The following is a 13,768-nucleotide window of genomic DNA, read 5'->3' on the forward strand; positions in this document are numbered from 1 at the left end:
GGTCCGCTCAGCGGAAGAGTCTGCCCGCGATCCGGGCACGGTGGGGCGGATTTACGAATACCGGGGGCCGGATCCCACTATGCGGACGGCTGTCGGTGCCGCCGGGCCTGCGACGGGGGCGTCCCGTACGCCGGCCGCACACCGGCCGGGCCGGAACCGCCGCGGGCCGGTGGCCGTGCGCGGCCGGTTCCGGCCCGGCCGGGGGCGCCTCCCGGCGGCGGCCGGGAGGCGGCGGCCGGGAGGCAGCGGCCGGGAGGCAGCGGCCGGGAGGCAGCGGCCGGGAGGCAGCGGCCGGGAGGCGGGGACGACGCGGGAGCGGACCGCTCCGCGCCTCGTCCGTACGCGCTACTTCATCCGGGTCGCCCATTCGCGGACCTTGCTGATGCGTTCGTTCAGCTGGCCCGCCGTCGCCTCCGCGCTCGGGGGGCCGCCGCAGACACGGCGAAGCTCGTTGTGGATCACTCCATGCGGCTTGCCGCTCTGGTGGACATAGGCCCCGACCAGGGTGTTCAGCTGCTTGCGCAGCTCCAGCAGCTCCTTGTGGGTGACCACCGGGCGCCGCTCGGCGGGCAGTTCGAGGAGGTCCGCCTCCGCGTCCGGCCGCTTGCGGCTGTGCGCGATCTGGCGGGCCTGCCGCTTCTGGAGCAGCATCTGCACCTGGTCCGGCTCCAGCAGCCCGGGGATGCCGAGGTAGTCCTGCTCCTCCTCGCTGCCCGCGTGCGCCTGCATGCCGAACTCGGCGCCGTCGTAGAGCACCCGGTCGAAGACCGCGTCGGACTCCAGCGCCTCGAAGGAGAGCTGGTCGTCCTCGCCGGTGTCCTCGTCCTGCCGGCGCTCCGCCTCCGCCAGGAGCTTGTCCTCCTCGGCGTACGGGTCCTCCTCGCCGTCCTTCTTGGGCCTGTCGAGGACGTGGTCGCGCTCGACCTCCATCTCGTTGGCGAAGGTCAGCAGCGTGGGGATGGTGGGCACGAAGACGGACGCGGTCTCGCCACGGCGCCGGGAGCGCACGAAGCGGCCGACGGCCTGGGCGAAGAACAGCGGGGTGGAGATCGTCGTCGCGTAGACCCCGACGGCGAGGCGGGGCACGTCGACGCCCTCGGACACCATGCGGACGGCGACCATCCAGCGGGAGTCGGAGTGCGAGAAGTCGTCGATCCGCTGGGAGGCGCCCGAGTCGTCCGAGAGCACGACCGCCGGGCCCTCGCCGGTGATCTCGCGGATCAGCTTGGCGTAGGCGCGGGCGGAGTCCTGGTCGGCCGCGATGACGAGCGCGCCGGCGTCCGGGATGGCCTTGCGGACCTCGGTCAGCCGGCGGTCGGCGGCGCGCAGGACGTTCGGCATCCACTCGCCGCGCGGGTCCAGAGCCGTGCGCCACGCCTGCGAGATCGCGTCCTTGGTCATGGGCTCGCCGAGGCGGGCCTCGATCTCGTCGCCGGCCTTGGTGCGCCAGCGCATGTTGCCGCTGTAGGAGAGGAATATGACCGGGCGGACGACGCCGTCGGCGAGGGCGTTGCCGTATCCGTATGTGTAGTCGGCGGCGGAGCGGCGGATGCCGTCGTTGCCCTCCTCGTACGTGACGAAGGGGATGGGGTTGGTGTCGGAGCGGAAGGGCGTGCCCGTCAGCGCGAGGCGCCGGGTCGCGGGCTCGAACGCCTCCAGGCACGCCTCGCCCCAGGACTTGGAGTCACCGGCGTGGTGGATCTCGTCGAGGATGACGAGGGTCTTGCGCTGCTCGCAGCGGTTGCGGTGGAGCATCGGGCGGACGCCCACACCGGCGTAGGTCACGGCGACGCCGTGGTACTCGCGGCCCAGGGGGCCCGCGCTGTACTCGGGGTCGAGCTTGATCCCGACCCGGGCCGCGGCCTCGGCCCACTGCTTCTTCAGGTGCTCGGTGGGCGCGACCACGGTCACCTGCTGGACGACGTGGTGGTGCAGCAGCCAGGAGGCGAGGGTGAGGGCGAAGGTGGTCTTTCCGGCGCCGGGGGTGGCCACGGCGAGGAAGTCGCGCGGCTGTTCCTGGATGTACTTCCCCATCGCGCCCTCCTGCCAGGCGCGCAGCTTGTTGGCGGTACCCCAAGGGGCCCGGCCGGGGAAGGCGGGCGAGAGATGGTGGCTCGTGGTGGTGGTAGTCACGGTCTCCGTCGGCTGGTTCGGCGGTCGGCAACCGCGCAAGCCTACCTGCGGCGGGCCCGGCCCCCCGGGCTCACACCCCGGCCTCACCCGGGGGTGGGACCGAGGTCACACACCCCCGGGCGGCCGGGCCGGCGGCCCGCTCAGGCGTCGCGCGGGGTGAGCCTCGCGGCCACGTACGCGCCCACCAGCGCGAACGCCGCCGCGAGGGCGAAGACCGCGACGAAGGCGGCCGGCGGGGCGGCCCCGCCGGCCTCCCCGGCGGTCGCCGAGCCCCCGCCGAAGGAGGCGAAGAGCACACCGGCGAGGCCGACGAGGGTGATGCTGCCGAGCGCGTCGGAGACCTGGAGGGAGGCGGAGTTCGCACCCTCCTCACCCGGCTTGGAGAGCCTGAGCAGCAGCACCGAGCCGCTGGAGATCGTCAGCCCCATGCCGTAGCCGCCCACGACCCAGGCGAGGGCGGCCGTCCACACCGGGACCCCGTCGGCCAGGACGGTCGCCATCAGGGCGATGGCGAGGGCCATCAGCCCCATGCCGAGGCTCATCAGCCGCTCGCGGTAGGGCTCGGCCCGGGGGCGGCTCTGGGTGTACGAGCCGAGGGCCCAGGTCAGGCCGCCGCCGGTGAGGGAGAGCCCGGCCAGCGTGGCGGACAGGCCGCGCTCCGTGACGAGCATCAGCGGGACGAAGCTCTCGGCGGCCAGGAAGGAGCCCTGGGCGAGGCCGCGCAGCAGCACGACGGCGGGCAGGCCGCGGGCGGCGCGGAAGGTGCCGCGGGGCAGCAGCAGCCGGACGCAGGGCACGAGGAGGGCGAGGCCGGCGGCGGCGGGCAGCAGGGAGACCGGGCTGATGTCCTGCCCCGCGTACTGGAGCAGCCCGGCGCCCGCCGCGACGGCGAGGGCCAGCAGGATGCGGCGGCCGTCCATGGTCCCGGCGCGCTCGGCGGGCGGGAGGGCGCGCAGCGCGGGCAGCATCACCACGAGCGGCAGCAGGATCAGCACGGGGATGGCCAGGAAGACCCAGCGCCAGCCGAGCTGCTCGGTGACGGTGCCGGCCACCAGCGGGCCGACGATCACGGGGACCACCCAGGCCGCCGAGAAGGAGGCCAGCACGGCCGGGCGCAGCCGCTCGGGGTAGGCCCGGCCCACGACGACGTAGAGCGCCACGATGACGAGCCCGCTGCCGATGCCCTGGACGCCGCGCGCGGCCACGAACATCCACATCTGCTGCGCGGAGCCCGCGAGCACCAGTCCGGTGCCGAAGGCGGCGATGCCGGTGAAGAGGGGCACGAGCGGCCCGGCCCGGTCGCACCACTCGCCGGAGAGCGCCATGGTGAACAGGCTGGCGGTGAAGAAGGCGGAGAAGGAGAAGGCGTACAGCTCGATCCCGTCGAGCGCGCGGGCCGCGACCGGCATCGCCGTGTTGACCGCGCTCGCCTCGAAGGCGATGAGGGAGACGACGGAGATGATCCCGAGGGTGAGGGCACGGTAGCGGCGGCCGAGGACGCCTTCGGCGGGGGCGGATATGGGGGCGGGGGTGGATATGGCGAGTTCGTCGGCGCCGGCGTCGGGAGCAGTCATGGGTGTCAGGGTAGGGAGGGAGGGGGCGCTTGGCGCCTGCCGAGCGACCGGAATCTCGTCATCCATGAGCCCTAGGCCGGAGGGTCTTCGGGAGGGTTTTCCCACCCGGGTCCTCAAGCGCCGGACGGGCTGATTTCAGCCCGTCCGGGGGCACCTCCCAGCGGTAGCTGGGGGAGCTTGAGGACATTCGGGAAGGGGCGGGTAGGGGACAAAGCCCGCCGCAGGCGCGCCCCCACCCCCACCCCGCCTCACGTCGTCAGCAGAACCCCACCGTACGAAGCCCCCGCGATCACCACCCACGAGCACAGCCCCAGCGCCGCCACCCGCCCACCCGTCCGCGCCAGCGAAGGCAGATGGACGGCACTGCCGAGCCCGAAGAGCGCGGCGGCGAGCAGCAGTTCCTGAGCGTGGCCCGCGAGATCGAGCGCCCCACCGGGCACCCACCCGGTGCTGCGTACGGCCACCATGGCCAGGAACCCCAGGACGAAGAGCGGTACGAGCGGCGGCCGCTTCCCGGACGGCCGGGCCGCCCCCCGCCGGCGCCCCCGTACGGAGACCGCGACCGCGGCCACGAGCGGGGCCAGCAGAGCCACCCGCATCAGCTTCACCAGCACCGCGTCCGTGAGGGCGGCCGGTCCGGCCGTCTGCGCGGTGGCCACGACCTGGCCGACGTCGTGGACGCCCGCGCCGACCCAGCGGCCGAACTGCGCGTCGTCGAGGCCGAGCGGGTGGTGCAGCAGCGGCAGGACGGCGATGGCGAGGGTGCCGCAGAGCGTCACCAGCGCCACGGACGTCGCCACGTCCTCCTCGTCGCTGCCCGACACCTCGCTGACCGCCCCGATCGCGGAGGCGCCGCAGATGGAGTAGCCGGTGGCGATCAGCAGCGGCTGGTCGCCGCGCAGCCCGAGCCGGCGGCCGAGGCAGAGCGTGCCCCAGAAGGTGGCCGCGACCACGGCGACCACCATGGCGACGGTGGCCCAGCCGAGGCCGAGCACGTCGTCGAGGCTCAGTTTGAGACCGAGCAGGACGACACCGATCCGCATCAGCCGTTTTCCGGCCAGCGTCAGCCCGGGCCGGGCCGCCCCGCGCACCGCGGTCCGCACCCCGGGCAGGTGGGCGGCCGCGATGCCGAGCACGACGGCGGCGGTGAGCATCGGCACGGCGGGTACGAGCCGGTGGACGGCCCAGGCGACGGCGACGCCGCCGGCCGCCATGGCCAGCCCGGGAAGCTTGCCTGCACCGGGGCCCCGCCCGGTGGCGGGGGCCGGCCGGGTGCCCGTACGCGCGGTGAGGAGCGCCATCAGAGTTCGTCGGCCGGGAGGTCGTACACGCGGCGGACGCTGGAGCCGAGGCGGGAGATGTCGGCGCCGTAGATGTGGAGGGAGATGGCCGTGGTGGAACAGGAGTTGTGCACCCGGTGGATGTCGCCGGGCGGCGCGAAGCCGCAGACGTCGCCCTGGTGGTTGACGACGTCCTCGGTGGCCACGAGCCGGGCGGTGGTGCCGTCGGGGACGAGCCGGTAGCGTCGTTCGCTCTCGGTGCCCTGGTGAACTCCCGTGACGCACCAGGAGACATGGTCGTGGACGCTGGTCCGCTGGCCGGGCATCCAGACGAGGGCGACGACGGAGAAGCTGCCGTCGGACTCGGCGTGCAGAATGTGCTGCCGGTAGTGGCCGGGGTCGCCCTCGCGTTGTTCGGGGGTGAGGAGGTCTGCGGCGCCGAGGTGCGCGGCGAGCCGCTCGCCGACGAGATATGCCGTCGTGTCGGGCGGCAGGCCGCGGCCTACGGCCTCGCGCACGTCGTCGACGAGCTGGCCGAGGCGCGCGGTCGTGGGGGCTGCGGTGGGAGTGGTCATACGAGCAGCGTCGACGCGACGTGATCCATCAGTCCAACGACAGTCTGTTGGCGGGACGCCAACACCGGCTTATGGACAGGGTCCGGGGCGGCGGCCGGGCCGGTCCGTACGGCGGGCCGCGCTCAGCAGCCCACCCGCCGCGCGGCGACGGCGCGCAGCTCGTCGAGGACGAGCGCCGTGGCGGGCACGCGGAGGTGCTCGCGGAGGACGTACGCGGAGACCTGCCGGCGGCTCGCGGGGTCCAGCGCCCGGCCGGTGATCTTCTCGTGGCGGAGGAAGGAGAGGACGAGCCCCGGCATCATCGCGACGCCGAGCCCCTCGGCGACGAGCGACTGCACGACGAGGTTGTCGTCCGTGGTGAAGGCGATGTCGGGCGCGAAGCCCAACTCGGCGCACTCGTGCAGGAAGTTGGTGCGGCAGCGCAGACAGCCCGCGATCCAGCGCTCCTCCGTGAGGTCGGCCAGCTGGACGGCGCGGCGGCGGGCGAGCGGGTGCCCGGTGGGCATCAGGATGGTGAGCTGGTCCTCCATCAGCCGGGTCTCCACCACCTCGTCCGGGACCTGTTCGCGCAGGCCGGGGTAGGTGAAGGCGAGGGTGATGTCGCACTCTCCGCGCACCAGGCGGTGTATCGAGTCGGGCGGTTCGCCCTCCAGCAGCTCGACCCGTACGCCCGGGTGGGCGGCGGCGAGGCCCGCGAGCGCCTCCGGCACCAGGGTGGCGCTGGCGCTCGGGAAGGCGCAGACGCGGACCCGGCCGGATCGCAGCCTTGTCAGGGAGCTCATCTGCTGCTGGGCGGTGGTGAGGCTCTCCAGGATCGTCTCCGCGTGCCGGGCGAGCGCCTCACCGGCCTCGGTGAGCCGCATCCGGCGGCCGACGCGGATGAAGAGCGGGGTGCCCACGGACCGTTCGAGGGCCTTCATCTGCTGGGTGATGGCGGGCTGCGTGTACCCCAGGGCGCGGGCGGCCGCCGAGTACGAGCCGGCCGTGACCACCGCGTGGAACGTCTTGATGTGCCGCGAGTCGAACACGCCGGAATCATAAGCGGAATTTGGGATAGGAGGGGAGAGGGCGGGGGGTCGCTTCTGGATCAACGGATTTCTGGGGCAAGGTGGGATACATGCCGCATAGCACAACAAATCCCCCATCCTCCGAGCCTTCGCACTACGTCTCGTACGACGCGGCGGAACTCGCCTACCGGGAGGCGGGGCCACCGGACGCACCACCCCTGATCTGCCTGGCCGGCGGTCCGGGCCGGGACGCCGCGTACCTCGGCGACCTCGGGGGGCTGGGCGCGGCCCGCCGCCTGGTGATCCCGGACAGCCGCGGAACGGGCGCCTCCCCGCCCGCCGCGGACCCGGCCGGCTACGCGTTCCCGGCGCTCGCGGAGGACCTGGAGGCGCTCCGCCGCCACCTGGGCCTGGAGCGGTTCGCCCTCCTCGCGCACGACGCGGCGTGCGCGACGGCCCAGGCGTACGCGGCGGCGCACGGCGAGCACCTGACCCACTTGGTGCTGGTCGCGCCGGGCTCCCGGCTCCAGGGCGAACTCCCCACGGACGCCGAGGAGATCTTCGAGTCACGGGCGACGGAGGACTGGTGGGTGGACGCGTACGTCGCCGTCCACACCCTCCCCACGACCACGGACCTCACGGAGGTACGCGCCCTGCTGGCCCGCGCGGCGCCCATGGCGTACGCCCGCTGGGAGGCCCCCCAGCGGGCCCACGCGGCCACCGAGCCCGGCCAGCTCGGCCCGGTCCCCCGCGCCGGCTTCTGGCAGGGCGTCGACGAACCGGCCCGGCTGGCCCTCCTGGACCGCCTGGGCCGCGTCGGCTGCCCGGCACTGGTGGTCACGGGCGACCGCGACGCGGTCTCCGGCATGCGCGCGGGCGAACTCGTGGCGGCCTCCCTGCCGAACGCCGTCCTCCAGCCGCTGCACGAGGTCGGCCACTATCCGTGGGTCGACGAACCGGAGATGTTCCGGCCACTGGTGGAGGAGTTCCTGAGCGGGTCGTGAACGGGGCGTGTCGTGAACGGGGCGTGTCGGTCGCATGGCGGCCGGGAAGGAACCGTTGTCCACCCCTCGGGCGGCCTCTACTGTCGGTGGGGAAGGCACGACTTGGCCGTGTGCCCGAGTGGTTTAGGGACTCGCCTGCAAAGCGGGTTACGCCGGTTCGATTCCGGTCACGGCCTCCGGCACCTTGATCAGGCACAACAGAAAGGGCGGCGCCCCGGAGGGGTGTCGCCCTTTTGGTCGTCCGTCTCAGTTCCCGTCTCAGTTGGCCGGTACGAGCGCGCCGGCCGCGCCGTCGTCATCGTCCGGGCGATCCGTCTCAGGCTTCCAGATCAGGCCGTCCACCTGCCTTGCGATGTCGGTCCGCACGGCGTCCACCATGTGCTGGTACCGGGCGGCCATGGCAGTGGTCGACCACCCCATGAGACCCATGACGGCCCGCTCGGGGACACCGAGGATCAGCAGAACCGTCGCTGCCGTATGGCGGGCGTCGTGCAGACGCCCTTCCCGAACCTTCGCCTCCGTGAGAAGAGCCTTCCACTCTGCCCAGTCCCGACGGTGGGACGGGCTACGGCCGTGTTCGTCCGGGAAGACCAGCCTATTCTCCTCCCAACGCTTCCCGGCCGCCGTCCGCTCCTCTTCCTGCGTCGTGAGGTGAGCGCGAAGTAGGTCAACGAGCTGTTCGGGGAGACCAACAGCGCGGCGGCCGGCGCGGGATTTGGTGGTGGACAGCTCCGGGTTCGTGCGACGTCTCTGCGGGCAGTACCCGGCGGCCTTGCGTCCGCAGGGGTCCACGCACCCGTGGGCGTAACGCGGCCGGTGCCGACTGCTCCGAACCACGAGGAACCCGCCGTCAAGGTCCACGTCCTGCCACCTCAGACCGAGCACTTCCCCTTGCCTCAGTCCGAGAGCGAGGGCGACTGCCCAGCGGGCGGAGTTGCGGTGCTGGTCAGCGGCCTTGAGTAACCGCTGTACCTCTTGGACGCTGTAGGGCTCTACCTCGTACTCCCCCGTCTTCGGCGCCTTGGCCAACTGAACGGGGTTCTTCCCGATATGCCCCCGCCGTACGGCCTCGTTGAGGGCGGTGCGGAAGGTTCGGTGAACCTGGTGAGCCGTCGCGGGCTTGCTGCCGTTGGCCTGCATCTTGGCGTAGAACGCCTCAATGTGTTCAGGCTTGAGCCGGTCGAGACGGTGAGCACCCAAACCAGGGATCAGGTGCTTCCGTACAGCGACGCCGTACCCGACCATCGTATTGTCGTTGACGGCGAGGGGCGCGACGTTCTCAATCCAGTGCGTCAACCACGCCTTGACCGTCCACGCCTTGCCGGGCTTCTTCACGATTTTGGTGTCGCGCTGTTTCTCCAGCTCTCGGACAGCATTCGCCACTTCGGTCTTGGTTTTGCGTTCGACGTGGCGGCGGTCCGGCGTGCCGTCGTCGCGGACGCCGACGGTGACACGGCCGTGCCATTTGCCGTCCTTGCCGAAGTAGATCGAACTACGGCCGTTGGGCTGTCGGGTGCGCTTCTTTTCCTCTGCCACAGGCAGGCTCCTGGTTCTTGCGAGTCGGATAGTGGCCGGGGCGGCGGGCCGTCCTGTCCGGGAGTGCCGCCGCCCCGGGCGTCGTCAAGCGGCGCGTTGGGCGGTGCGGAGACGGGTGACGTAGGCGGCGGGGGCGTCGGCGGGGACGCGGCGGAGACGGCCGACAGGCACGGACTCCAGCTCTCCGGAACGGATGAGTCCGTAGCACGTGGTCCGGCCGATGCGGAGTCGGCGAGCGGCCTCTTCGACGGTGAGCAGGACAAGGGTGGAATCAACAGCGGCGACGTCGGCCGTGTCCATGTAGAGATCCCCTTCGATCAGGTCGGGCTGTCCGAAGTGCGGATTTCTGCGTCATTGCGTCATCAGCGTCATTCGGGCCTCTGACCTGTGGTTTTGTCTGACGCAGTGGTTTGGGGGTGCGTCATTGGCGTGTCATGGGCTGCGTCATCTGGTGACGCGGATGACGCAGGATGACGCGGGCACCGCCGTCTGCGTCATGCTTCTAGCCGCAGGTCAGGGGCCGGTTTCCCGCCCGCGTGACGCACATGACGCAGCGTCCCTTCTCTTAGGACAAAAGAAGGGGTGGTGTCTGTTGTGGTGCGGTGCCGCTTCAAGCGCGAAGACTGACTAAGGAGCCGCTGCGCGGCGCGACCCTCGGGCGGCGGCGTTGCCGCCGAAGAGCAAGAAGAGCACCCCGGGCGTGGGCCAGGGTGCTCTTCTTGCTTGTTCCCGGGGCTGTGGTGCGCCGGTCAGAGCATCGGCTCTTGCTGGTGCGGCGGGGTCGGGCGTCGGGTCATGTCGATGTAGCGGCCCTCTTGGGTGCGGCCCCAGTCGATCAGGACGCCCCGGGCGGCGAGGGTGGGCTGGAGGCGCTTGAGCCGGTCGGAGAGGACCTTTCCCGTCGTCGGCCACCCCTTTGGCAGCGGGCGCAGTTCGTCGCCGCTGTGGAGGCGGCTGAGGCAGTGCAGCCACTCGGTGGAGGTCATCCGCTGCTCCGCACCCGCCTCGATGCTGTCGGCGTGCCTGAGGACGGTCTGCGCGAGAAGGTCACCCTCGATGACGTCGTCGTTCAGGTCGTCCAGGCTGGCCCGGTACGCGGCGAGCGCGCCAAGACCCGTCGCCACGTCGAGCTGCGCGCACAGGTGCGCGAAGTCCGCCATCCGCAGGTCCGTGGGGGTCTCCGCGTCAGCCGCACGGACCTTGACCGTGAGGTCGAGCAGGGACCCGAGAACGGCCGGCAGAGCCTCCGCGTACTCCGCCCACAGCTCCGCCTCGGTGCGCCGGACGCGTGGGCGTTCCAGGCGCAGGGGCAGGAGGCGTTCGGCGAGGTCGGGCCGGATGACGCCCACGTCGATGCCGGTCAGCAGCATCGGGCGGCGGTAGCGGGCGCGGACGACGTCGCCGTCGGTGTACAGGGCACGCTTGACGTTCTCGGCTCCGGTGACGATGCAGCACATGGCGTCGGACAGGTCCGGGGTCATGTGGGAGAGGTTGTCCAGGGCGGTGACCCATCCGGCCGCCACGGCCGCGATCAGGTTCTCCTCGTCCTTCGGGGCCCGGCGCAGGTCCCCGCTCATGCCCTCGATGATCCGTACGAGCATCCGGCCGCCGGTGGACTTGCCCGCCCCCTGCGGCCCGGTGAGGAACGGGGCGGGGACGGGCACGGACGGCCCCAGGCAGCCGATGAGCCAGGCGATGGCCAGGCATTCGGTCTGCGCGGTGGCGAAGCTGCACAGCCGCAGCAACAGGTCGATGCCCTTGCCGTCGGTGTCCTTGGCCGGCAGGGGAAGTTCCCCGGTGAGCTGGGTGCGCCGCCAGCACACCTCGCACGGGTCGGGGATGGCGATGTCCCAGCCGGTGGGGTGGATACGGACGGATCGCCCGTCGTTGCGGCCCAGGTCGAGCCACGTCGCGCCGTCGAACCCCGGGGCGACGCGGATATGGACGGGCTGTACGTCCTCGGTCAGCGCGAGTGCTTCGATCAAGTCCAACGCCTCCTTGAGCGCGGTCCCGTTGAACACGCCGTACCCGTCGCGGAAGAGGCCGACCATGAGTTCCTGCCGGTGGCTGCCCGTCGTGCCCTGCGAGCGGATCGGGCGGGCCACGGGGTGGCCGTTCTTCTGCGCGTACACGGTCCCGTCAGCGGTGCGGAAATACCGGAAGTACTCCTGTGCGTAGTCGGTGATGATCTCGCGGGCCGGAGTCTTGTCGTCGTCGGCCATGGTCACAGGCCCAACCTGGTGCGGGCGTTGGCCCACGCCGCGGTGCAGTGCCGGGGAGACTCGCCCTTGGCCTGCGCGGCGGTGAACAGCCGCGCGACATGGACGTCCGTGAGGCAGCCGCACCGGCCATGCGCGGACAGCACGGCCAGGAACGTCCGGTACACGGTGGCGTGGACCTGGCCGCGGGCCTCGGTGATGCGCTGCTCGGCCATGGCAATGCCACGCTCCAGATAGGCGGACGTACGGTGCCGGCACTCCCCGCCGCCGGCAAGCGCGGGCACGGCGACGACAGGCCGGGCCGCGGGGGACTTCTTCACGGCCAGCGCGCGCACGGCGCCGGGCAGATCGGTCACGGTGCCGACGCCGGGGCCGAGCCACCGCGCGTAGGACATGAGCGACTTGAGGTCGACGCCCGCGCGCACAGCGTTCGCGGACTGCATCGCCCCCCGGTAGATCCAGTGCTCTCCCCGCGTCGTCGCTACCGTGCGGGTGGCGGGCAGGGTCTCACGGGCCCATGCGATAGCAGCCGCGTCGTCCAGGTCGACCACCGTCAGCCCCGCCCCACCGGGGTGGTAGGCGACGGCCGCCGCCTCACGCCACGCCGGCGCCCACGTCGACGAGGTGAGAACGTCGGGGTCGGTGGTCGCGGCGGCCCACGCGTGGCACACGTCGAGGCACCGGCAGGGGCCCGCGTTCTTCATGTTCGGCCGGCCCCCGCAGGCGTTCTTGGCGCAGGCACGGCAGTTGCCGAACGGCACCTTGCCCGCCCGCAGGGGCAGCACAGGAACGCCGACCGCCGCCAAGTCCAGCGCGGCGCGCAGGGGGTTGCCGTCCGGGTAATTCCCGCGGGCGGGGCGCCGGGCCTTGCAGTCAGGTGTCATGCTGTAGGTCTCCTGTTCTGCTACGTTGGGAATCGGAGACCGTGGGCGTCGGGCTGTCCTTGTCCGGGAGTGCCGCCGCCCACGGGCAGAGCAAGAAGGGCAGTTCGTTGCTGTAGCCGCCGGGGCGGCCTCAGATCATTGGCGTGAGACGGGGGCCGCCCTCGGCATTCCTAGGAGTGGGCAGGACAGGGGACTGGTCGGCGAGATCGGGCGGCCGCCCCTGGTACGCCTCTAGGCGATGTCCAGGGCGAGCTGGGACGGCGCCGGGCCCGTAGCTTCAGCGAGGGTGGCGAGCAGCGTGCTGTAGGCGAGGGCGGCCTGATGGATGACGACGCCGTTGCCGAGGATCTTGAGCTGGTCGGAGCGGGACAGGCCCAGGTCCGCCCCTGTCACCCAGCCGGGGTCGGCGCCCATCATCCATTCGACGAAGGCCGGGGACAGGCGGCGGTTGCCTTTGGTGCCGGGTTCGGTCGGCTCCGGGGCGGGGCGGCCGAGGGCGTGTTCCCAGCGGTGGATGGCGGGGCCGTAGTCGGTGCCGTTGGTGGCCACCCACCGCCCATCCAGGCGGACGGCCTGGCCGGGGAGGTAGTAGGTTCCGGCCCGGTCGCGCTGGTTGGGGCCGCCGTGGGGGCCGTCGGACGCTTTGGGTGTGGGCAGCAGGTTGACCACTACCTCGTTCAGCGGGCGGGAGTTGGACTCCATCAGGTTGGAGGCGCCGGATTTCCAGTCGCGTGCCGCGGGGGTGGGCAGCAGCGTCACGGCGGTGCGCAGGTTCATGCCGCCCCGCCGTTTGGGGGAGGTCCCGGGGCCTCCGGTCCCGTCGGCGGCGGCGGGGGTGGGCAGGAGGCTTATCCGTCCGTCGGGGGCAGCAAGAAGACCACTTCGTCCTCCAGCGTGGGCCCGTGCCCGCCGGCCCGGCGTTTGTCCGGGTGCTGGGGTCCCCCGTTGCGCCCGAGCTGGGAGGTGGGGGTCTTCAGCAGCGGGATAGGCGACGGCGAACCAGCGGTCGCGCCGGTGGCAGGCGCCGACTTCGGGATCTCCAGCGCGTAGGCACATCCACCGCGCGTCGTACCCGCACGCGGCCAGGTCGGCCGCGACGACGTCGAGTCCCCGGCTGCGGATGGCGGCGACGTTCTCCAGGAACACGAGTCGGGGTCGAAGGTGGCGAACGGCGGTGGCGATGGTTTTCCACAGTCCGGAGCGGTCACCGGCGATCCCTCCCCGAGGTCCGGCGTTGGAGATGTCCTGGCAGGGGAAGCCGGCGGTCAGCGCCGCCGGGCGCGGCAGCGCGGCAGACAGCTCCAGCCAGTCGACGGCCGTGATGTCACCCAGGTTGCGGGCACGCGGCAGGCGCGCGGCCAGCAGCCGGGACGCGGCCGGGTCCCTCTCACCGACCACGACCGCGGGCAGGCCCGTGACGGCTTCCACGGCCAGGTCCAGCGCACCGGACCCGGTACACAAGCTGATGTTGCCGCCCTCCAGCGGCGCGGCAGGGGCGGGTTGGGTCATGCTGGAGCCTCCACTTGTCTGAGGGTGGGTGGAAGCGAGGGCGGCCC

The 13,768-nt window shown here is 72.2% G+C and carries 11 protein-coding genes and 1 tRNA gene; 2 read left to right on the forward strand and 10 right to left on the reverse strand.

All coding sequences use genetic code 11. The features are described 5' to 3' along the window. Positions 1 to 345: 345 nt before the first annotated feature. From AF335_RS04535 to AF335_RS04555, 5 genes are all read right to left on the reverse strand, one after another. Positions 346 to 2,133: a DEAD/DEAH box helicase gene (locus AF335_RS04535; protein ID WP_102916883.1), complete on the reverse strand. Its 1,788-nt coding sequence runs from the start codon at positions 2,131 to 2,133 to the stop codon at positions 346 to 348. Between the two features lie 140 nt (positions 2,134 to 2,273). Then, positions 2,274 to 3,707, reverse strand: a complete 1,434-nt coding sequence (locus tag AF335_RS04540; protein ID WP_102916884.1) for an MFS transporter — start codon at positions 3,705 to 3,707, stop codon at positions 2,274 to 2,276. A 248-nt stretch (positions 3,708 to 3,955) separates the two neighbouring features. Continuing rightward, complete coding sequence (locus AF335_RS04545; RefSeq protein WP_102916885.1) at positions 3,956 to 5,008, reverse strand: YeiH family protein; 1,053 nt, start codon at positions 5,006 to 5,008, stop codon at positions 3,956 to 3,958. Then, a complete protein-coding gene (locus tag AF335_RS04550; protein WP_102916886.1) occupies positions 5,008 to 5,562 on the reverse strand; it encodes a cysteine dioxygenase family protein in 555 nt (184 codons plus the stop codon). Before AF335_RS04550 ends, AF335_RS04545 begins: the two co-directional genes overlap by 1 nt. Before the next feature lie 122 nt (positions 5,563 to 5,684). Further along, a complete protein-coding gene (locus tag AF335_RS04555) occupies positions 5,685 to 6,590 on the reverse strand; it encodes a LysR family transcriptional regulator (RefSeq protein WP_102916887.1) in 906 nt (301 codons plus the stop codon). 89 nt (positions 6,591 to 6,679) lie between these two features. On the opposite strand from AF335_RS04555, the gene AF335_RS04560 reads away from it, so the two are divergent. Together AF335_RS04560 and AF335_RS04565 are read left to right on the forward strand one after the other, a co-directional pair. Beyond that, positions 6,680 to 7,573 carry an alpha/beta fold hydrolase gene (locus AF335_RS04560; RefSeq protein ID WP_102916888.1) on the forward strand — a complete coding sequence of 298 codons (894 nt, stop codon included), beginning with the start codon at positions 6,680 to 6,682 and terminating at the stop codon, positions 7,571 to 7,573. A 104-nt stretch (positions 7,574 to 7,677) separates the two neighbouring features. Next, positions 7,678 to 7,749, forward strand: a tRNA-Cys gene (locus AF335_RS04565). Positions 7,750 to 7,831: 82 nt separating this feature from the next. Here AF335_RS04565 and AF335_RS04570 read toward each other — a convergent pair. The 5 genes from AF335_RS04570 to AF335_RS04590 all read right to left on the reverse strand — a co-directional run bounded on the left by AF335_RS04570 (position 7,832) and on the right by AF335_RS04590 (position 13,721). Beyond that, positions 7,832 to 9,109, reverse strand: coding sequence for a tyrosine-type recombinase/integrase (locus AF335_RS04570; RefSeq protein ID WP_102916889.1), 1,278 nt, complete (start codon positions 9,107 to 9,109; stop codon positions 7,832 to 7,834). Between the two features lie 84 nt (positions 9,110 to 9,193). Next, entirely contained in the window at positions 9,194 to 9,409 is a 216-nt protein-coding gene (locus AF335_RS04575; protein WP_102916890.1) for an excisionase family DNA-binding protein, read from the reverse strand. Between the two features lie 449 nt (positions 9,410 to 9,858). Further along, positions 9,859 to 11,331 carry an ATP-binding protein gene (locus tag AF335_RS04580; protein WP_102916891.1) on the reverse strand — a complete coding sequence of 491 codons (1,473 nt, stop codon included), beginning with the start codon at positions 11,329 to 11,331 and terminating at the stop codon, positions 9,859 to 9,861. A 2-nt stretch (positions 11,332 to 11,333) separates the two neighbouring features. Further along, entirely contained in the window at positions 11,334 to 12,212 is an 879-nt protein-coding gene (locus AF335_RS04585; RefSeq protein WP_102916892.1) for a bifunctional DNA primase/polymerase, read from the reverse strand. Positions 12,213 to 12,443: 231 nt separating this feature from the next. Then, entirely contained in the window at positions 12,444 to 13,721 is a 1,278-nt protein-coding gene (locus AF335_RS04590; RefSeq protein ID WP_102916893.1) for a DNA cytosine methyltransferase, read from the reverse strand. Positions 13,722 to 13,768: the final 47 nt, after the last annotated feature.

It is taken from the genome of Streptomyces eurocidicus (genome assembly GCF_002891295.1).
Classification (GTDB): Bacteria; Actinomycetota; Actinomycetes; order Streptomycetales; family Streptomycetaceae; genus Streptomyces; species Streptomyces eurocidicus.